This is a genomic window from Scytonema sp. PCC 10023 (assembly GCF_963920835.1).
Taxonomy (GTDB): domain Bacteria; phylum Cyanobacteriota; class Cyanobacteriia; order Cyanobacteriales; family Nostocaceae; genus Kalymmatonema.
The window spans coordinates 12,677-32,837 of the sequence record NZ_CAWUDP010000091.1 but is presented as its reverse complement, the minus strand read 5'-3'; the positions used below and the strand labels follow the sequence as shown (position 1 = coordinate 32,837).

At 43.0% G+C, this 20,161-nt stretch carries 18 protein-coding genes; 10 read left to right on the top strand and 8 right to left on the bottom strand.

The window, feature by feature from the left end:
• Window positions 1-9 precede the first annotated feature (9 nt).
• From ACM0OZ_RS37295 to hppD, 4 genes are all read right to left on the bottom strand, one after another.
• Window positions 10-2,049: an AMP-binding protein gene (locus ACM0OZ_RS37295; protein WP_414587881.1), complete on the bottom strand. Its 2,040-nt coding sequence runs from the start codon at window positions 2,047-2,049 to the stop codon at window positions 10-12.
• Between the two features lie 6 nt (window positions 2,050-2,055).
• The gene (locus ACM0OZ_RS37290) at window positions 2,056-2,979 is read right to left on the bottom strand and encodes a hypothetical protein (RefSeq protein WP_414587880.1); all 924 of its coding nucleotides are present in this window, start codon (window positions 2,977-2,979) and stop codon (window positions 2,056-2,058) included.
• A 115-nt stretch (window positions 2,980-3,094) separates the two neighbouring features.
• Complete coding sequence (locus ACM0OZ_RS37285; RefSeq protein ID WP_414587879.1) at window positions 3,095-4,252, bottom strand: homogentisate 1,2-dioxygenase; 1,158 nt, start codon at window positions 4,250-4,252, stop codon at window positions 3,095-3,097.
• Between the two features lie 34 nt (window positions 4,253-4,286).
• Window positions 4,287-5,378, bottom strand: coding sequence for a 4-hydroxyphenylpyruvate dioxygenase (gene hppD, locus ACM0OZ_RS37280; RefSeq protein WP_414587878.1), 1,092 nt, complete (start codon window positions 5,376-5,378; stop codon window positions 4,287-4,289).
• A 261-nt stretch (window positions 5,379-5,639) separates the two neighbouring features.
• On the opposite strand from hppD, the gene ACM0OZ_RS37275 reads away from it, so the two are divergent.
• The 10 genes from ACM0OZ_RS37275 (at window position 5,640) to ACM0OZ_RS37230 (ending at window position 14,227) form a co-directional block, all read left to right on the top strand.
• Window positions 5,640-6,173 (top strand): Lrp/AsnC family transcriptional regulator, encoded by a 534-nt coding sequence (locus ACM0OZ_RS37275; protein WP_414587877.1) that lies wholly within the window; start codon window positions 5,640-5,642, stop codon window positions 6,171-6,173.
• Between the two features lie 91 nt (window positions 6,174-6,264).
• Entirely contained in the window at window positions 6,265-7,452 is a 1,188-nt protein-coding gene (locus ACM0OZ_RS37270; protein ID WP_414587876.1) for an RNA-guided endonuclease InsQ/TnpB family protein, read from the top strand.
• A 68-nt stretch (window positions 7,453-7,520) separates the two neighbouring features.
• Window positions 7,521-8,426, top strand: coding sequence for a hypothetical protein (locus ACM0OZ_RS37265; RefSeq protein WP_414587875.1), 906 nt, complete (start codon window positions 7,521-7,523; stop codon window positions 8,424-8,426).
• Window positions 8,427-8,502: 76 nt separating this feature from the next.
• Complete coding sequence (fahA, locus tag ACM0OZ_RS37260) at window positions 8,503-9,855, top strand: fumarylacetoacetase (RefSeq protein ID WP_414587873.1); 1,353 nt, start codon at window positions 8,503-8,505, stop codon at window positions 9,853-9,855.
• A gap of 148 nt (window positions 9,856-10,003) precedes the next feature.
• A complete protein-coding gene (locus ACM0OZ_RS37255) occupies window positions 10,004-10,918 on the top strand; it encodes an SDR family oxidoreductase (protein ID WP_414587872.1) in 915 nt (304 codons plus the stop codon).
• Window positions 10,919-11,134: 216 nt separating this feature from the next.
• Window positions 11,135-11,917, top strand: a complete 783-nt coding sequence (locus ACM0OZ_RS37250) for an alpha/beta fold hydrolase (RefSeq protein ID WP_414587871.1) — start codon at window positions 11,135-11,137, stop codon at window positions 11,915-11,917.
• A 16-nt stretch (window positions 11,918-11,933) separates the two neighbouring features.
• The gene (locus ACM0OZ_RS37245) at window positions 11,934-12,467 is read left to right on the top strand and encodes a DUF421 domain-containing protein (protein WP_414587870.1); all 534 of its coding nucleotides are present in this window, start codon (window positions 11,934-11,936) and stop codon (window positions 12,465-12,467) included.
• An 80-nt stretch (window positions 12,468-12,547) separates the two neighbouring features.
• Window positions 12,548-12,838 carry a hypothetical protein gene (locus tag ACM0OZ_RS37240; protein ID WP_414587869.1) on the top strand — a complete coding sequence of 97 codons (291 nt, stop codon included), beginning with the start codon at window positions 12,548-12,550 and terminating at the stop codon, window positions 12,836-12,838.
• Window positions 12,838-13,284: a type II toxin-antitoxin system VapC family toxin gene (locus ACM0OZ_RS37235; protein WP_414587868.1), complete on the top strand. Its 447-nt coding sequence runs from the start codon at window positions 12,838-12,840 to the stop codon at window positions 13,282-13,284. Before ACM0OZ_RS37240 ends, ACM0OZ_RS37235 begins: the two co-directional genes overlap by 1 nt.
• 253 nt (window positions 13,285-13,537) lie before the next feature.
• Window positions 13,538-14,227, top strand: a complete 690-nt coding sequence (locus ACM0OZ_RS37230; protein ID WP_414587867.1) for a hypothetical protein — start codon at window positions 13,538-13,540, stop codon at window positions 14,225-14,227.
• A 29-nt stretch (window positions 14,228-14,256) separates the two neighbouring features.
• Here ACM0OZ_RS37230 and ACM0OZ_RS37225 read toward each other — a convergent pair whose 3' ends face one another.
• Genes ACM0OZ_RS37225 through ACM0OZ_RS37210 form a run of 4 tightly spaced genes read right to left on the bottom strand, consistent with a single transcriptional unit; the run spans window position 14,257 to window position 20,155 of the window.
• On the bottom strand, window positions 14,257-16,536 hold the full coding sequence (locus tag ACM0OZ_RS37225; protein WP_414587866.1) for a pentapeptide repeat-containing protein: 2,280 nt from the start codon (window positions 16,534-16,536) through the stop codon (window positions 14,257-14,259).
• Between the two features lie 15 nt (window positions 16,537-16,551).
• Window positions 16,552-18,225, bottom strand: coding sequence for a hypothetical protein (locus tag ACM0OZ_RS37220; RefSeq protein ID WP_414587865.1), 1,674 nt, complete (start codon window positions 18,223-18,225; stop codon window positions 16,552-16,554).
• 56 nt (window positions 18,226-18,281) lie between these two features.
• Entirely contained in the window at window positions 18,282-19,205 is a 924-nt protein-coding gene (locus ACM0OZ_RS37215) for an AAA family ATPase (protein WP_414587864.1), read from the bottom strand.
• Window positions 19,187-20,155: a hypothetical protein gene (locus ACM0OZ_RS37210; protein WP_414587863.1), complete on the bottom strand. Its 969-nt coding sequence runs from the start codon at window positions 20,153-20,155 to the stop codon at window positions 19,187-19,189. Before ACM0OZ_RS37210 ends, ACM0OZ_RS37215 begins: the two co-directional genes overlap by 19 nt.
• Window positions 20,156-20,161 lie beyond the last annotated feature (6 nt).

Sequence of the window (20,161 nt, the reverse complement as noted above, 5' to 3'; positions counted from 1 at the left end):
ATAGTTTTGCTATGCACTAGGAACTACATCCCGATACTGATCACGCAACACACGGCGCATAACTTTGTTAGAGGCAGTACGGGGTAAGGTATCAATGATAATGAGGTCGTAGATTTTGAACAGCGGATTGAGATGCTGTTTAATTGCTGCTTGTAAGGCTGCCATGAGTGCTATTTTATTCTTGTGCATATCCGGTGCAACTACCGCATAAATAACCAATTGGCTTGGTCCTCCTTCCGGAGGGGAAATAGCAATGGCAGCAGTTTCACATATTCCCTCTTCAGCATTGAGGACTTGTTCAATTTCAGCCGAACTGACCTTAATACCGCCTAAGTTCATAGTGTCGTCAACGCGACCATGAGCACAGCAGTAACCGTTGGGTAACCTTTCCATCTGGTCGCCGTGACGCCGCAGAGGCATCGGATGCTTCTGGGGGATATTGGCAAAGTAAACCTGGTGATGGTCTTTGTTTAACAATTCTGTGGAGAGTCCAATTGAGGGCGGGATAATAAATACTTCGCCTTTGTCAGCGGGGAAACCGTCTGCATCGAGGATAACAAAGTCCAATCCTAGAGCGGGTGTAGTGAAGGTCGAGGGGGCAGAGGGCTGTACTAACGTACCAGTGATATAGGCTCCACCGATTTCTGTGCCGCCGCAATATTCAATAACTGGTTTGTACCCTGCCAAAGACATGAGGTAGAGCATATCTTGGGGTGTGGAACACTCGCCCGTCGAGCTAAAGGCTTTAATAGCGCTCCAGTCCAACCCTTGCATACAAGCGGTTGTTTTCCAGGTACTCACAAGACTGGGTACGATGCCAAGTATATTTACACCTGCTTTTTGTATAAATTGACCATAGTCTCTCTCTGTAGGAGTTCCGTAGTAAAGAGCAATAGTTGCTCGATTAATCAGGCTAGCGTAAATGAGCCATGGTCCCATCATCCATCCCAGGTTAGTGTACCAGGTTACTACATCGCCAGGGTGAATGTCTTGGTGCAGATGTCCATCAACAGCACATTTGATTGGGGTAGTTTGCGTCCAAGGTATTGCCTTGGGTTCTCCCATTGTGCCGGAGGAGAAGAGAATATTGGTGTAAGCGGCAGGATGGGCAGGAACGGCATGGAATTGGTCGTTGGTACTGAGAAACTCCTTCCAAGTCAAATCACTCGGACGCAGTTCAACAGACGACCCCAGCACAATGGCTGTGGGTGCATTGGCGTCAACGACTTTGCTGTAGAGGGGCAACTGTTTGCCACCACGCAGAATATAGTCCTGGGTAAAGATTGCTTTGGCTTTTGACACGTACAACCGCATAGCAATTTCAGCGACGGCAAAACTGTCAGCAATAGAAACTACCACACAGCCAGCCTTGATAATCCCTAGATAAATTGCTACAGATTCGGCTGTCATGGGCATGGTAATAGCAATGGCATCACCAGGCTGAAAACCCGCTTTCACCAGTCCATTAGCGACTTGGTTGCTCAGAGCCTTGAGTTCTCCGTAAGTCCAGGTAGATAACGAACCTCCTTCTGGCTGAAAGATAATGGCGGTGTTATCTTCGGGTGCTTGAAAACAACTTTCGGCAATGTTAAGACTAGCACCCACTAACCAATCAGGAAACTCTACACCGTGGGACAAGTCAACGGATGAAGTGTACTTCTGGTGAAAGCGAATTCCCAAACGTTGAATCATCATGTCCCAGAACTCGGCACGATGTTGTGCTGACCAAGCGTGAAGTTCTGGATAAGCATTTAAGTTTAACTCCTTCATCAAGGCAGCGATATGAGTCGCCTGAATTTGCTCATCAGAGGGAAACCAAACGGCGGGAGGTCCAAGGCTTTTGTCCCAGTCAGAGAAGGTGGTTTTGTAAAGGAGTTCGTGGAGTGCAAAGGGGTGGCTGGGTTTAAGAATATATTGAACCAGATGCTGCCAGCAGTCGTTAGCTTCAAGGGAGGCAAGCCAGTGATTGACCTGCGGTAGAATTGCGATCGCTGTGTCTGGTTCTACACCACTTTGAAGGATTTGTTCAATTGATAGTTGCTTTTTCATAGCCACTTACGTGTAAACGTGGTTAAGGCGGTCTTCGTTGAGTCCATCCCAAAAGACAGCTATAGCATCGAGAATCTCTTTACCTCCTTGAATAAATTTGGTTCGGTCAAAGTCTGGGTGGAAATAAACTGCTTCGAGTTCCTCGAGTGTGTGTCCGGCGTGCTGTGCTTCAACACGGTTGTGCCAGGTGAAGAATGCTAGGTGCAGGTGTGGGTGTCGTGTTTGCTTAATGCGTGTGAGTCCTTCCTCTAATTCTTGCCAAAAGCCAGCCGCAGCCCAGTTTTCAACTGCAAAGCTAGCACCCTCAGCAATTTGTGGATCATCACTACCATAAAGACGTTGCAATTCGTCACAAAAGTGCAAAGTTGTGGGGCTTCCGTGCTTGCGTTTGCCGATGTCTTCGTAGTGCAACCCCAACCCCTCAGCAACGCCAATCAGCCATTCAAAATGTGCTGCTCGGAAACGACAGATGCCGCCGTCTACTGTACCCTCGGTACTTACTAGTTCAGGGTCGCCTTCCTGGTCTTTTTCCTCCTCCGTCTGAGGAATGTTGCTGGCAAGGGGCTGCCCTAGCTTCCGGTAAATCACGCCCAGTTCGTTCAGCAATATCTCGCGACTGGTACGCGACTGCCCAAGCGTGGGTGAGTTGATGACTTTCAACAGTGCAGCAACTAGGAACTGGTTGGAAAAGACCGAGAATTGCCGGATGAAATGCCGTAGTTCTTCGTCTGTGGCAGCGCCATTACGGAACCAAGCAGTATAAGTGTTGTTGATAATGATACGGTGTTGTAAAAATTCCCGGTCAACTTCGGTGAGGAAGTCTTGGAATTCGTCTACCTGTCCTTGGGTCAGTTCGCCTTGGTGCCAACGTTCTTTTATCCGTGAGGAAATAGTGAGATTTCTTGGACCAGTGAAGATAGTTTTAGTCATATTCTATACCTTACACAGCAATCCGGTGTCTTAATTTTTTAATAAATTAGAGAGAAGAAAGAGAAGTTCATCAATAGTTGAGGATTGCTATGGTAGTTTTGTTGTCTTAACAAGATTAAGCAATCCAACTGTAGGCGTAGCCTTTGTCTTCTAATTGCATAGCCTGCTTTGTGAGTCGTAGTGGACGAAAGGTATCAATCATCACCGCTAATTCCTCTGTCCGTTCTTTTCCAATCGACCCTTCGTACATTCCTGGGTGAGGACCGTGGGGAATACCACTCGGATGAATGGTCATTGACGCTGGTTCAATTCCTTTACGGGACATAAAGTTCCCAGCGGCGTAGTAAATCACCTCATCCGAATCAACGTTGGAGTGGTTGTAGGGAGCCGGAATGGCTTGGGGGTGATAATCAAAAAGTCGCGGTACAAAGGAACACAAGACAAAGCCAGGAGCTTCAAAGGTTTGATGTACCGGAGGGGGTTGGTGAATTCGACCTGTGATAGGTTCAAAGTCCTCAATGTTGAAGGCGAAGGGATAGAGATGACCATCCCAGCCGACGACATCTAAAGGATGATGGTGATAGAAAAAGCTCGTCATTCTGTCCCTAGCTTTGACTCGTACCTCAAACTCTCCCTCTTCGTCATGGGTGACTAGCTCATCTGGTGGGCGAATATCGCGTTCATTATAGGGGGCGTGTTCGAGAAATTGTCCGTAACGATTGAGGTAGCGTGCTGGTGGCTCTATGTGTCCATTTGCCTCGATAACTAGCATTCGCTGATCTCTATTGGCATCTGGTATTATGCGCCATAGCACTCCTGTGGGAATCACTAAATAATCCCCTGTATGGTAGCGAAGAATACCGTAATTGCTCTCCAATACACCAGTACCTTCATGGATGAAAATGATTTCATCGCCGTGAGCAAACCGATACCAGTATGGCATCGCTTCAGTCGGTCGAGCAACTGAAATACAGACATCTGCATTCGTCAAGAGCGGGATACGCCCTTCCACAGCATCCCCACCTGATTCCACGCTTGCTGTCCGTAGATGCCGATGACATAAAGGACCTGATTCTTCATAGGGAATATCTACCGTTGTCTGTAGCAAAATTTTCTGTATTTGAGTGGGTGGACGCAAATGGTAAAGCAGCGATTGAATGCCTGAAAAACCGCGTATCCCCATCAATTCTTCGTAATACAAAGAACCGTCAGGTTGACGAAATTGAGTATGCCGCTTGTGTGGAATATTTCCCAACTTATAGTAGTAAGTCATCGTCCCATCTCCTGAAGCTCCCTGCGTTTGGGTATCATAGGTTCCCCCGCAGTGCTTGTTCACGCTCAATAGCCTCAAACAATGATTTGAAGTTGCCTTCACCGAAGCCCTGCGCTCCATGCCGCTCAATCACTTCAAAGAAAAGCGTTGGTCGGTCTTGCACAGGCTCGGTGAAAATTTGGAGCAAATACCCATCTTCATCCCTATCTACCAAAATGCCCAGTTCTTGTAGCTGTTCAATTGGCTCATCAATCTTCCCTACCCGTTCTTCCAGGTTTTCGTAATACGTTGATGGTACGTGCAGAAACTCGACTCCAGCTGTCCTAAGCTTGGAAACCGTCTCGATGATATTATGAGTCGCGCAGGCAATGTGCTGCACTCCAGGTCCGTTATTATATTCCAGGTACTCTTCAATCTGTGACTTGCGTTTGCCTTTAGCTGGCTCGTTAATAGGCAATTTAATCTTGCCCATGCCGTCCTGCATCACCTTAGACATCAATGCCGAGTACTCTGTGGAAATTGTCTGATCATCAAAATGCACTAACAAGTTAAAGCCCATCGTATTAGCGAAAAACTGCACCCATTGATCCATTGCGCCCAGTTCTACGTTTCCTACTACGTGGTCAATGGCATACAATCCTACAGAGTTACCATTGTGAGCATCGTGTCGAGGCATAAAGCCAGGACCAAACACCCCAGAGTAATCACTCCGCTCTACAAACTTGATTAAGGTGTCGCCATAGCCATGAATAGCAGCGTAGCGAAATATCCCGTATCCGTCTTCTTTTTCTGTCGGCTCAATAGCTCCTACAGCACCTCGTTTAGTCGTCTCCTTATAGGCACTAACCGCGTCTGGCACTTCCAAAGCAATAATGACGACTCCATCACCATGCTTAAGCACGCTTTGAGAGATGGGATGGTTTGGACTCAACGCTGTACTCAAAATAAAGCAGATATCGCCTTGCTGCATCACATAAGATGCCACTTCACGACTGCCAGTTTCCAAACCCCGATATGCCGTGTTGGTAAATCCGAAAAACTTGGAATAGAACAGCGCTGCCTGCCTTGCATTCCCAACATAGAACTCAAGGTGGTCGAAGCGCTTAATCGGGCAAAAATCACTCATTTAAATTCCTCCTTATACAGAGGAAATACTGAGAATCAATCTTTTAAGGTATCAGTTTGTTGTTGGGGTAATGACCAATTCCTGTTTTGGTCAACTCATGTAAGTTTATATTCTTAACTAAATAACCCCTAATAAGATTATAAAATCAACTTTAAAGGTTGAGATAATATAAGTTATTAACTTTTATGCTTGATTTAATACCTACAATTAACTAAGCTATCTATAAACTATCTTTGATCAGTACACCTGGAGAGAGATAAGTTGCCGAAAGATAACACCAAGGTGAAACCAACGTTGAGGAATGCCGAACCACTCAAACAACTAGATGAAAAAGACCGACTGATATTACGGCTCTTACAAGAGAACAGCCGTATTTCTCAAGCCGAATTGGCTCGCCAAGTCAATCTCACAACGCCTGGGCTGCAAAAAAGACTGAAAAAGCTGGAAGAAAACAGCTTTATTGACCGCTATGTCACTTTGGTTAATCGTGAGGCACTAGGTTTAGACTTGCTGTGTTTTACGCAGGTTACCTTAGCCCACCATCATCCTGAGTGTGTTGGACAATTCTGCGAACAGGTGCAGGATCTTCCAGAAGTTCTGGAATGTCATCATCTGACTGGTGAATTTGACTACCTTTTGAAAGTCGTGGTTACCAACCATCAGCATCTGCAAAGATTTCTCACTGAGAAAATCACTCAAATTCCTGGTGTAGATAAGGTTCGCACCAATATTGTTCTTAATGAAATCAAAGCTTCAACTTCTTTGCCACTAAATGAAGAAGTTAAATATTCTTAGTTATTCTTAGTTATTTAAGTTATCGAAAATTTGGGTTTAAAACCCCGTCCTTGTCGGACGGCTTTACAGAAAACGTGTTAGAATGTAAGGTATGGAAAAAGCCTACCGCTACCGTTTTTACCCAACTATCGAGCAAGAAACTCTTTTGCGTCGAACAATTGGTTGTGTGCGGCTGGTTTTTAACAAAGCCTTGGCAGCAAGAACTGAAGGTTGGTACGAAAGACAAGAACGCGTTGATTACGTTCAAACCTCTGCCATGCTTACGAATTGGAAGAAAGAAGAAAACCTTCAGTTTTTGAACGAAGTAAGTTCCGTCCCATTGCAACAAGGCTTGAGACACTTGCAATCTGCTTTCAGTAATTTCTTTGCAGGTAGGGCGAAATACCCCAACTTTAAGAAAAAACGCAATGGTGGCAGTGCAGAGTTTACCAAGGCTGCGTTTAGGTGGAAGGATGGACAGGTCTATCTGGCAAAGTGTTCTGAGCCATTGCCAATTAAATGGTCGAGGCAACTTCCAACAGTCTGTGAACCTACAACTATCACGGTTAAGCTTGAACCCTCCGGGCGTTGGTTTGTCAGCTTGCGCTTTTGTGACCCAACGGACGAAAAACTGGAACCAGTTGACAAATCTGTAGGGCTGGATGTTGGTATTAGCAGTCTTGTGACCTTGAGTACAGGTGAGAAGATAACCAATCCCAAGGGATTCGATAAGCACTACCGCAAATTGAGAAAGGCGCAGAAAACTCTTAGTCGTCGCCAAAAAGGTTCTCGAAATCGAGACAAGGCGAGACTCAAAGTCGCCCGAATCATCGCCAAAATTTCTGATTCGAGAATTGACCATTTGCACAAGCTGACAACTCGATTGGTGCGTGAAAACCAAACGATTGCCGTTGAGGACTTGGCTGTTAAGAACATGGTCAAAAATCCGAAACTTGCCCGTGCTATCAGTGATGCTAGTTGGGGTGAGTTTGTAAGACAGTTGGAATACAAAACCAAGTGGTATGGTCGTACCTTGGTAAAAATTGACCGATGGTTCCCCAGTTCTAAACGCTGTGGAAGTTGTGGTCACATCCTTGAACGTTTGCCGTTGAATGTTAGAGAGTGGCATTGCCCCAACTGTGGGACACACCATGACCGCGATATCAATGCTGCAAGAAACATTTTGGCGGTGGGACACACCGTGACAGTCTGTGGAGCGAACATAAGACCTGATGGGCATAAGTCCAAAGGGCAGTTGCAAAATACCCGTAAGGGAAGGAAACAGAAACCTAAGTCGTGAGTCTTAGGAATCACTGCCCTTATAGGGCGGTGAGAATGTCAACTACTACTGGGAGGAGGTGATCTTCAATGCTCCCATCACTCAAAACTCTTCTCGCGTCAATTGTAGATTATGCCGGACTGTTCCCGCCGGCAAAACTCAGCTTACATCAAGCAATGGCGAATTATGCTGACTATCAGCTAACGCCCTACAGTTGGATGCTGAGTCAGTTTGTGTTGCCAGTGTCCCGTTTAAACGAATTTGAGGCACTGCTGCCAACGTTTGCCTTAAAGCAGTGGTCGCTCAGTATGATTATCTCGAAAGATTGGGAGGCAGATCTTGAAAGAGTGCGATGCTCCCAGAGAGAACCGCGCCTTGCGCGATCGCCTAACAGCAAAAACCACATCAGCGTCACCTCTTTAGAATTTCCACCGCTTCCTCCCACAGAAATCAAGAGAATACTTCCACATCTTCCTACCGGAGTTGACGTATTTTTTGAAATTCCCCTTAGTGGCGACATAGAAGCATATCTGGCGGTACTGCGAGACACTGGTGCAGCAGCGAAAGTCCGAACTGGAGGTATAACTGTTGATGCTTTTCCCAGTGTTCGAGAACTCTGTCAGTGCATCTTGTCGTTTGCTGAGGCTCAGGTTTCATTCAAGGCGACTGCTGGTTTGCATCACCCATTGCCAGGGAACTATCGCTTGACATATGAACAAGACAGCCCTGTAGCTGTGATGCATGGCTTCCTGAATGTTGCAGTCTTGGCGGCATTAGTTTACTGGCAAAAAGTCACATTACAAGAAGCTCTAGAAGTCCTCCAAGAATCTGCTTGCGACAACTTCCAATTTACAGCCACCGCCGTGACATGGCGCAATTATCGTTTGGAGATTAAAGAACTAGAGAAAGTGCGACAAAAGTTCTTTCGCTCCTTCGGTTCTTGCTCATTCCAAGAGCCATTAGACGAACTCAAGAAGCTCAAACTATTAAACTGAGGCACATTTCATTTTTGATAACGAAGATATCAAAATGCTCGCTAACAAAAACTTTTCCAATTTTGAATTTTGAATTTTGACTTTTGAATTGTTTATGATCCGTCCCATTGATACCACTCATGACCCCAATTTGCGTAGTTGGGTAGAATCTGCCAATCACAAAGGCACTGATTTTCCCATTCAGAATCTACCATTTGGTGTGTTTCGACCTCGAAATAGCGCCGAACCTTCACGAATTGGAGTTGCCATTGGCGACCAAATTCTGGATTTGTTCCTTTGCTGTCAAGCTGGACTTCTGCAAGAACTCCCGGAAGCACTCCAAGCAGCTTGTGCAGCGCCTAACTTAAATCAACTTATGGCAATGGGCAGTGAGGCTGCATCAATTTTGCGCCGTCATTTGAGCCAGCTGCTGCGATGGGATGAACAAATGCCACCTTCTGCGCCAGAAATCCTTATTGCCATGTCCGATGCTGAGCTTTTATTACCTGCCTGCATTGGTGATTACACGGATTTCTATGCCTCAATTTTTCACGCCACGAATGTAGGTAAGTTGTTCCGCCCTGACAATCCCCTCCTTCCTAACTACAAATACGTTCCCATTGCCTACCACGGACGTGCCTCTTCAATTGTGCCTAGTGGCACTGCTATCATGCGTCCCCAAGGTCAGATCAAAAAATCAGAAGCGCCAGCACCCAATTTTCAACCCACACAGATGCTGGACTACGAATTAGAAGTTGGATTCTTCGTTGGTGCTGGGAATGAGTTAGGACAGCCCATCCTTATAGATAATGCTGAAGAACACATCTTTGGGCTGTGTTTGGTAAATGACTGGTCAGCACGTGATATCCAAGCTTGGGAATACCAACCCCTCGGTCCTTTTTTAGCCAAAAGTTTTGCGACTACTATTTCACCTTGGGTGGTGACAATGGATGCTTTAGCACCGTTCCGCTGTCCAGCTTTTAAGCGTGCTGAAGTTGACCCTTTGCCATTGCCTTACCTTTCATCATCGGAAAATGCTGAATCGGGTAGTATCGATTTTACTCTAGAATTGCTGCTGCTTTCAGATCAGATGCGCGTGGCGGGGATGAAACCATTCCGCTTAAGCCGTGGGTCTTTTAACCAGATGTATTGGACAGTGGCGCAAATGCTCACCCACCACACCAGTAATGGTTGTAACCTCCGTCCTGGCGATTTGCTAGCGAGCGGTACAGTCTCTAGTACCGAGAAAGGCTCACAAGGGTGTCTGCTGGAGATGACTCAGCGTGGTGCCCAGCCAGTCGAACTCCCAACTGGTGAAGTACGCTCTTTTCTGTCTGATGGCGATGAAGTCATTGTACGCGGCTACTGTGAGAAAGAAGGTTACGCCAGAATAGGTTTTGGAGAGTGTCGAGGCGTAGTTCTGCCCTATGCAACACCTGCAAGACTATAATAAGCTACCTCGACCTGTCATATGCTTAGCACTATTTTGGTGAAACTTCAGACGAAAAGCTGAACTCCTGATAAACCCTACGGCTGATGAAGCTGAGGCTCTTAACTTATCTGATTGGTAGAAGAGTTATTTTGAAGGAGTAAAAGCAATGCAACTCAAGCCGATAAATCAGCAGGTTGTTGCGTTAGTTGGGGCTTCGAGTGGAATTGGGCGTAATGCAGCTCTTCAGTTTGCTAGTCGAGGAGCTAAGGTGGTTGTTGCTGCTCGCAGTCAGCCTGGATTAGAGTCTTTAGTAGAGGAGATCCGGGGTTTGGGTGGCGAAGCAACTGCTGTAGTTGCTGATGTGACGGTGTTCGATCAAGTGAAGGCGATCGCAGACAAAGCCGTTGAAGTGTATGGACGACTCGATACCTGGGTACACAACGCTGCTGTGGAACTTTACGCCGCCTTTGAGGTGACAACACCAGAGGAATTTAAACGCATCGTTGATGTTAACTTAATGGGTCAAGTACACGGTGCGATGGCGGCACTACCTTATCTTAAGCGTGAAGGACGTGGAGCGTTGATTCATGTTTCTTCGATTGAGGCGAGGCGCAGTCTGCCGTTGCAAAGCGCCTATGCTGCGGCTAAGCATGGTATTGATGGATTTTTGGAAGCTCTGCGGGTTGAGTTGATGCATGAGAAGTTATCTATTAGCGTCACAAATGTGATGCCTGCCTCAATCAATACACCCCTATTCAACAAAGCTCGTACTAAGTTGGGTGTTAAGCCGGTGGGAGTACCGCCAATTTACCAGCCTAGCCTTGTTGCTAAAGCGATCGTTGAAGCAGCCGAGAATCCAAAACGCGATGTCGTTGTTGGTGATGCTGGCAAGGCGATTCTTTTGGCTCAACGTATTTCACCGGGTTTGGTAGACGCTTATATGCGGGCTACAGCATTTAATGGACAGCGGACGAATGAGCCGAAGTCAGAAAACGCGCCTGATAATCTTTTTGATCCAATCCCAGGTTACGACAAAATAGAAGGTGATTTTAGCGACCAGGCACGGTCTTGGAGCCTATAAACTCCCTTTTGGCTGTACTTATTTCAGCAACGCGCATTTCCACTTTTGTAAACACGGCGAGGTGCGCGTTTGCTGCTGTCTATGCTCAATTTACTACTTAAGCAATGTAAATAAATCCGTCTGTAGAGTTTTGTAACAACCGCAAGGTGAGCATTATGTTAAGTAAAAGAATATTCTAAAACTGCATATTGACAAGTTTTTCATAATTAAAATTGTATGGGCTATCAATTTGTAAAAAAGCAAGTTTATGTCAATGAAAAAATTTTTTTCTATTTAGAAGGTGGAACAGCATCAAATTCTGAACCGATATTGTTTCTACATGGATGGGGTGTAGGCATTCAGCCCTACCAAGAAGTGTTGAATGTTTTATGCAAACGTTATCAAGTGATAGCGCCGGAATTACCCGGCTTTAACAAATCAAGCGGCTCTAAATTAAATTGGGATTATGACAACTATGCTAAATGTATCATTGCTTTTATGCAGCGCCTTAACATTAAAAAAGCGCATTTCATTGGACATTCATTAGGAGGAGGAATCGCTGCTACCATAGCAGCCTTAATGCCGGATTTTGTAGAAAGCCTCATATTAGTGGACAGTACAGGAATACCCGTAAAGCCTTTACCACTGGTATTTTTGCATAGACCAATAGAAATGACGGCACAAGCACCGCAAATAAAGTTTCCGCAAATTATTCAGATTTTTCAAGCATATTCTTACAATTTTTTCTTCAGAACTTATAATACTATTCAAATTCTATTGATGTCATTAAAGAAAGACTTAAAACCAATTTTACCAAAAATAGAATCTCCCTGTCTGCTTATGTGGGGCGCAAATGACTTCACAACTCCGATAAGCGCTGCACAAGAATTTTCACAACTTATTAAAGGTTCTAAATTAATAGTAGTCCCAGGTGCTTATCATGAATGGAGCATTTTCTTGGTAGATAAATTCACAACTCTTGTCTTTGATTTTCTTGATGAAATTGCAGGCAGGAAATAGGGAGAAAAAAGCGCTCATGGAAAAATTGTTCTACGTAAATTGGCAAGAGCTATTTGTTCCCAGCATTTCTATCGTTGAACTGATTATACGCGGAACGCTTGTGTACCTGTCACTGTTTTCGGTTCTACGCCTTATGCCCAGTCGGCAAGTAGGAACGCTAGGAATTGCTGATTTGCTTGTAGTTGTGCTTTTTGCTGAAGCCGCTCAAAATGCGATGGCAAGTAGCTACTCATCGATTACTGAAGGAGCAATTCTAGTAGGAACCGTTATTTTCTGGAGTTACTCCCTTAACTGGTTAGGCTATAAATATCCACGGTTTCAACGCTTTCTAAATCCCCCTCCACTACTGCTTGTAAAGAAAGGTCGAATTATTGAACGCCATATGCAACGAGAACTGCTCACCAAGGATGAGTTGATGAGTCAGTTGCGTCAGCAGGGTATAGAGTGTATTGCTGATGTGAAAAGGGCATATATGGAAGCTGATGGAAGTATTAGTGTCATTACTTATGACTCAAAAAGCCGTCCTGAACCCAGAGAAAAAGCGGGGTAAAGCTTTTTGTTAAGCCTTCCACACCAAGTATTAAGACACAATGAGCAAAGTAATGTTGAGGATGAGTTAGCGGGGCTGATATGGAAACGATGAAGTTACGAGCGCATATTGGGCCAGATGGTATCTTGCAAATCCAGACATCTACGGATTTAAAAGATACTCCTGTTGAGGTAGTACTCGTTATACAGCCGTTACCCAACGCAGAAGTTGCAACATCTGAGGAAACTGTACCGCAATATAACGCCTGGGGAAAGCCCACAACGAAAAAATCGATTACCGAAGCAATCACCAGAATGCAACAACTGCGGCGAGAAGTTGCGTTAGATAAAACGTCAATCCGCTCCATGATAGAAGAGGGGCGAAGATTTTAATGCAGTTTGTTTTGGATTGTTCTGTAGCAATTAGCTGGTGTTTGGTGGATGAAAATAACGACTATGCTAATTCGATACTGGCAATGATGCCAGATTCGGAAGCATTTGTACCGGGAATTTGGTCGCTGGAGATTGCTAATGTCCTACTGGTGGCTGAACGGCGTAACCGCATGACGCAGGAACAATCTGAGTCAGCTATTACCTTGTTACAGTCACTGTTAATCCAGGTTGATACGGCTACAGATGCAAATGCATTGGGTGCAACTCTAGCGTTAGGGCGGACTGTTGGTTTAGCTGCTTATGATGCAGCTTATTTGGAGTTAGCGCTGCGGTTGGGATTGCCATTGGCAACGCTTGATACTCGGTTAGCAGAAGCGGCGACTCGGTGTGGCGTGGAGTTGGTTGTTGTTGATTCAGAAACGCCTTCTGGCGGGGAGGTGCCATGATTCAGGGTTTTCTTCTGTATGCAAAAATTTGGGCAACCTTCTCAAGCGTTGCCCGTGGAGTGTCGGCAATAATTCTACAAGGTCTTTTTGAAACCCTAGAAATAATTTTATCTAAGGTCTTTTTGTTGGTTCGACTGAGTAAATAGCCCAGTCGGTTTTGTTGGCTCTGGGCTTTTTGGGTTAGAAGCCAAGGGAAAAATTACCCAAATCCAAGGTACTCTATGAATACTTTGAATAAGTAAATATTCCACTCATGACGACTCAATCAATCAACCCTGTTCGCTTGCTGCGCGATTCATTAATATCAGTTATACCAATTTATAAATCACTGCTGATTCTCTATACTCCCTTAATGATATTATCTTTGTCAAATTTTGTAATTCCTAAAATATTATTTAGCATCATAGGCGGATTGTATTCTTTATCTATAGGTACTGTTTTCTATGGAGCAGCACTTTTTTTATGTTATAAAAAACTAAATCAAGAAGATATAACTATTTTTCAGTCTCTACAAAAAGCGCTTGAGAAATTTGCAGAATTCCTTTTTTTACAAATACTATACTTTGTTTTATTGCTACCATTGATTTTATTTCCTCGTTTATACTTTGTGTTTCCTTTAGTTATAATCAAGGATTTTCCAACAGCATATGCATTTAAGCGAAGTTGGCAACTGACTAAAGGTTATGGTTGGCACATTTTCTGGAATCTCCTAACACTAAGACTTATTAGGATAGCGCTACCTTTTATCTCTAGCTTAATTAGTGCATCTATCTTTAGAGTTTCAGTTTGGGAACTCAATCGGGGGGAATTGTTAACCACTCATCCTGCTTTTGTTTTCGATAGATTGCTCACTACAGCTATTTATTTCTTTGTCTACAATCCATTATTAACTATTTATGTAACGTTAATGTTTGTTAGATTATTAGCTTTTAAAAAAAATTAAGTTCATCTGCTATGTAGGGATTGCATATACTAAACAATATCAGCAAATTCACCAGGTTCAAATATCTCTCCATAATCTTCTGGTTGACGACAGGGATTGGGATTATCTGGTGTCACCAATCGTGTATAAATATAATCGCACTCTACCCCGTCAAATTTAGTTGAACTTGTAATATTACAGTCTTGAATATAAGCACCTGTTAAACAAGCACCAGTAAAATCTGTTTGTTCGAGTTGAGTTTTTACAAGCTTTGCCCCAGAGAGATTAGCATCTTGTAAATTTGCCTGACTTAAATCTGTACCAATAAAACTCGCATCTGCCAAATTAACACCAGATAAGTTTAGACCGCGCAGGGATAGGTCATCGAAGTTTTTGCCTTGTCCTAAGCCTGTTATTACTAATTGTCTTATTTGTGGAGACTTCAAATAACTTTCTCCAACATGGGCAAGTTCGAGTTCTTTCGTATGAAACCATGAAGTACGTGTAAGGTTAGCATTGCTGAAATCTACTCCTTTAAGCTTGGCATCAGAAAAATTAGCATCAGTCAGATTAGCCCCTCGAAAATTTGTACCTTTCATCCAAAAACTTGTAGCAGCAACGGCAGCATTTACGACGAAAGCATATTTCTCATTTCGGTTGATGGCTTGCCAACCTATATAAACACCAAGCCCAGCTATGCTTGTAAGTATTAACATACTCCCAGCCAATTTAGGTTCTGCTTGACTCAGAATTAAAAATAAAAACCAAATTGGAATCCAACATAAGCCTACCGTTAAAGCCAATGCTCTACTTACAATCAGAGCCAAAGCCATACCTACAGCTTCAACCAGAATCAAACCAACAGATCCTACTATAGCCACAACAATAGCTGTAATAATATAATTTTTCAGATCATAGTTATAGTTGAATACAGACTCAAGCCATGCCTTAAATTTGGCATCAGCTACACCAGAGATTCCCCTTGCAGAATTATTGCCACCACCTATTATTAACCAGGCATAAAATCCATATATCACGCCTACAGCTATAGTCAAGCGAGTAGCCCATTTCCCAAGGAAACTTAAAACCCCCAACCTAGCACTACTACCACCAATCACCAAGGCTATAATTCCAGCTATTGCTAAAATTGTCTTTGTAACCCAATCCCAAATAGTAGGTAATCCTATAACTGCCCCAAAAGCTAAGTTCCCAGTTACAGCTAAAGTGACAGCTCCTAAAGTTGCCTCAATACCTTGGCGGAAAATTACAACACAGATGACCGCAAACAGTAGAAGCACACTTATGGCAAAAATGTAAGTTGCTTCGTTAATAGGAGTTATGAGAAAGGTTTGTAGGTAATACCCCATAATGATTGCGCCAATGCCTGATGAGAGCGATAACAGCATTGAGCAAAATATTAACCACATTTCTCGATAACTTTGCAGTCCTGCGGTGGTATGTGCGAAGTTAGCACCAACAAGAATAGCATCCGTAAAATCTGTACCCCGAATATCTGAATAGCTAAAATCTACACCCGTCAAGTCTTGCCCTTCATAGGATTGACCCCGCAAATTAGCACGGCGAAGCGTGCTTTCAGAACGCAATGCATTTAGCCTTGATTGCACAGGCGCGGGAGTGGGCAACCTTACACCAGCAATTCGGATTTGGTTATCTACACCCACTAACTCCTTCAGATGGGTTGTTGCTACTTCTATGTTTCCACGGACAAAAGCTGCTATACCACGAGCATACGTTAGCAAAGATTGAAACTCCGGCAGTGGCAATGCCAAATTCTCCAGCAACGACAACATACGCAGGATTTCAGCAGGATTATCAAAATTTAGCTGAGAAAACGCTAATGCTAATTCGTAGGTGGTTTTGTGAGGACGGGTGTAAGCTAACGCTGCCCATCTCTGTGCTTTTGCAAAATTTTGAACATAAGATTCATCACTTTGAAGCTGTTGGCGAATATGGTCTAGTAAGAAGTTTGATAATTCTTCAATCCGTGTTTGACCAAAACAATCATCTTGTCGCAAACGATTTAGCAATTCGTTTCGCACTGTTGCGTCCATCTGGTATAGTTCATACCCAACTTCGTTACATAAACTTGAAAGTAACAGATCGGCTACAGCAAACCAAGGAATGTTCAGGGCTTGACCACGGATATCCTGCCGAAAGTTGATCCACAAAGAGTAAAGTAGATCCGAGGTGAGTACCAACGGCAAAGCAGCGTGATATGCTAGCACAAGATGTGCCTGACCAAAGCGTTTTTCAAAAGACGCAATCCGTCGAGCAGCGATACCAGGTTTTAGGTTAGAGGTAACTGTCATACAACTAATTTATTTTCAAAGTTTCGATACCCCAAAATGTCCAGATTGACCGCGTAGGATAGAAATCGCATTATGTAAACCTTGGCGAGTTAATTCAAACATCGGCACTAATCGAGCAATTTGACCTGCGCTAGTACCAAACCAACGATAACGAGGCATTGGATTGAGCCAAGCAATATGACGAATCTGCTGTTTGAGTTGCTCTAAAAATTGTGCAGTTACTTCCACTCGCTCTGGATTTAATCCACCTCTTGCAGCACCAGCATCGCTAAATACCAAGGCAGAAGTATGGGGAAAACGTAGGCTGTTTAGAACATCGTCAATTGTTTTTGGCACTTGATAGTAGCGATCGCGGTAAAGGTAATCAATTGGACAATTATGGAAGTAATAAATATCTGTATCTTCCAAACGTCCACCTCGGATGGCAGTTTCCGCTAATTGATGTGATAAATTTTGAAATGGCATCATTGAACCATCTTGATCGATAAGCAGCAACAGCTTACTCCTATTAACACGACGCGGTACAATAACTGGTTCGAGTAACACTCCCTGTCTGCTAATGCGTTTAATTGTTCCCTCTATATCGAGTTCTGTTGGTACTCCTTCCCGAAGCATACGGCGTAGATAACGCCAACTCTGTTTCATCTGGCGACGGGTTAGTGGAGGATATTCAGTTATTTGAATAAAGCGGTTGATAGGTTTTACAGTTTCTACTTTGGAAGTTTTTTGTTGAGATTCTAGCACTTTTATCTCGTTGCTTGTATTCCCCAAAGTTTCAGATGAACTGTTATCTGGCATTATATTTTCTGGCTCAGAAGGTAGGGAGTTTTGAACAGCATTACGTTCCCTATTTCTTTTTCCTAAAGTAAAGTAGACAATAGCGAAAATAATAACAAAACCAATAAAGTAGTATAGGAGAAGATTCCAGATTGAAATTTTTTTCCTACCGTTTTGATTTTCATCAACTACCATAATCTCAAAATTCTGTGACGTCGTGGCACGGCCATCAGTAGCTCGAAGCTCCACAGGATACCTTTTTGGTTTCTTTTCAGAGTGCCCATCATCTTTGCAATTCCCAATAGTGCTTCCTTCTATGCCAGATAGGGTGGCTGTTCTGTTTTTATTATCTTTAAAAGTTAGCCAGCAAGGAAAGCGTAACGCTTCAATCTTTATCTTGTCATCTTTATTAAAATCATGAACTTTAATATCATATTTATAATCTTTGCCCTGTACTACGTCCTCATCAGGTATACTAGTGAAGAACGGAACGTGATTTAATTGCCAAATCCTGACAGCGATTCCGAACACTAAAATATAAATTCCTACTGGAATAATATAATCTCTAAGTAAAATTAAATAACTAAAAATTCTGAAGAACTTATGTCCTTCTTCTCGATCATCTTCTTTTGTAGGTTTTTCAGAAATTGAAGTAGGCGAAGTAAGCAGTCTGGAACTGTTAAGTGATTCTACTTGAGGAACAATAATTTGTTCAAAATGATAATCAAATAATTGTTTATCTTGTTTTGATTTTACCCATAGAGTACGGCATAATCTAGCTAAAGCATCTTTGTCTGAAATACCATAACCTGCTTGCAATGCCTTTAAAACTGCCTGATAATCATCCACACCAAGCGGCAATCCAGCTTGGCGTAATCGAGTAAATAGTTCTAGGAGAGGAAGATTATCCATTTAGTAGAAACTGGAGAGTGATGTTCATAGGCTGGAAGTTATAAACAGATAAGGAATTATTTGAGATAACGCTTATGGTCATCCCAATTTTTCAGTAAGACACCTGCAAATGGAATTTTGCCCTCCAACTTTGCTAAAATATCATCTTGGGGATATCGACGCAGCACACGAAGCCAGTCAATTAATTCGCTAGTGCTAACTTTTTTTCCTGCTTCCCCTTTGTCTTTCTGCATTTCTTCACGTAATTCAAGGAAGCGAGCTATAGCTTTTCTTACCAATGCTTCTGGTTCAGCAGGAAAGTGAGCATTTATGATATCAAAGAGCCGTTTATCATTCGGAAATTCAACATAATGAAATAAACAACGCCGTAGAAATGCGTCAGGTAAGTCTTTTTCGTCGTTGCTAGTAATAAAGACAATAGGAGGAATATTTGCCCTTATCATCTGGCGAGTTTCGTCAACAATAAAACAACGCTGATCTAACTCCAATAGCAAATCATTTGGAAAGTCAATATCAGCTTTATCAATTTCATCAATTAAAACTACAGTAGGTTTGTCAGAAAGAAATGCTTCTCCTAATGCTCCCCAAGTGATGTACGTTGAAGGTTGATTAATTCGTTGTTTTTCCTCTGGCGTTAGGCTATTAGAAGCTGCAAGTTGAGCATCCCGTAAACGTCCAACAGCATCGTAGTTATATAAGCCATCTTTTGCTCGACTTGTAGATTTTATATACCAGGCTTTTAAATCAAGTCCTAATTCATAAGCAACTGCTCTGGCTAACTCGCTTTTACCGCATCCAGGTTCTCCTTTTAACAGCAAAGGACGTTGCAAGCATATCGCAAGATTAACCGCTTCCACTAGTTCAGGATCGGGTAAATAGGGATATAACAGTTGACCTGTCTTAGGGTCGCATTCTCCTGGCTCAGGCTGGACTAAGCCTGTATATTCAAATACATGATTGCTCAACAAATTTTTAACCATTCTTCAAGCCATTCACATTCGCATAAATTACATATTTCCCGAAATGCTGGTATTGGCATACCAGCCTCACTATTTTCTAGAATTGTTTGTATGACTCGCTCTATATTTTCTATAAAAACTAGTTGATTTATGTCATCAAATTCATGATTAATCCAATTTCGCAATACAGTATCAGAAAATACGTTGATTAAGGGTAATTTTACAGGTGTAGAACAACTCCAGGTTTGCTCAAAATTTTCAGCAAATGAAACACTCCAGCTTTGGCTTTCAACACTGCTTACATTATCTATTAAGAACATTAGTAATTTGAAGTTTGTTTGGGAGGCAACACTTTGAGCTTGAGTAGCAAGTGGCAACCAAAATTCCTGTATTAGTTCCTGTAGAAGCTGCTCAGACATGAATTCCACATTGTCAACAACAATGTAGATATTCTTAGTTGTCCAAGATTTAAATATTTTCCCCGCAATTAAATCTGGAGAATCTTTTATTCCCCCAAAGTGACGACCTAATTCCCTCCACATTGTTTGAGAATTTGGATTGTAAACAAGACAGTCAAGATCCACCAACACAGGTCTATCCGATACCCTGCGGATTTTTTTAAGCAATCGATTCGCCAACCAATGTTGTCCATAGTCTTGAGAAGAACCATGAATTAAAAATGCTGCTATTTGATGTCTCCAAATAAACCTGGAAAATAGTTGCTCCTGATCTGTGTAGTCCAACTTAAGTAGAGAGTGATAGAGTCGCTGGTTCTTGATTTGACTCATTTGCCAATCAAGTTCCTCTTGCTTTACCTTAGCTTGCTCAAGTAGCTGTTCATATTGGAGGCATCTAGTTACATCCGTTTCAATCGCTAGAGCGTTACGTAATCTGTTTATCTTCTCTATGAATATGTTGTATTGCTGCTGTAATCCTTCAAGATTATCTTCAAAATTTTGATTAGAAAGCATTAATTT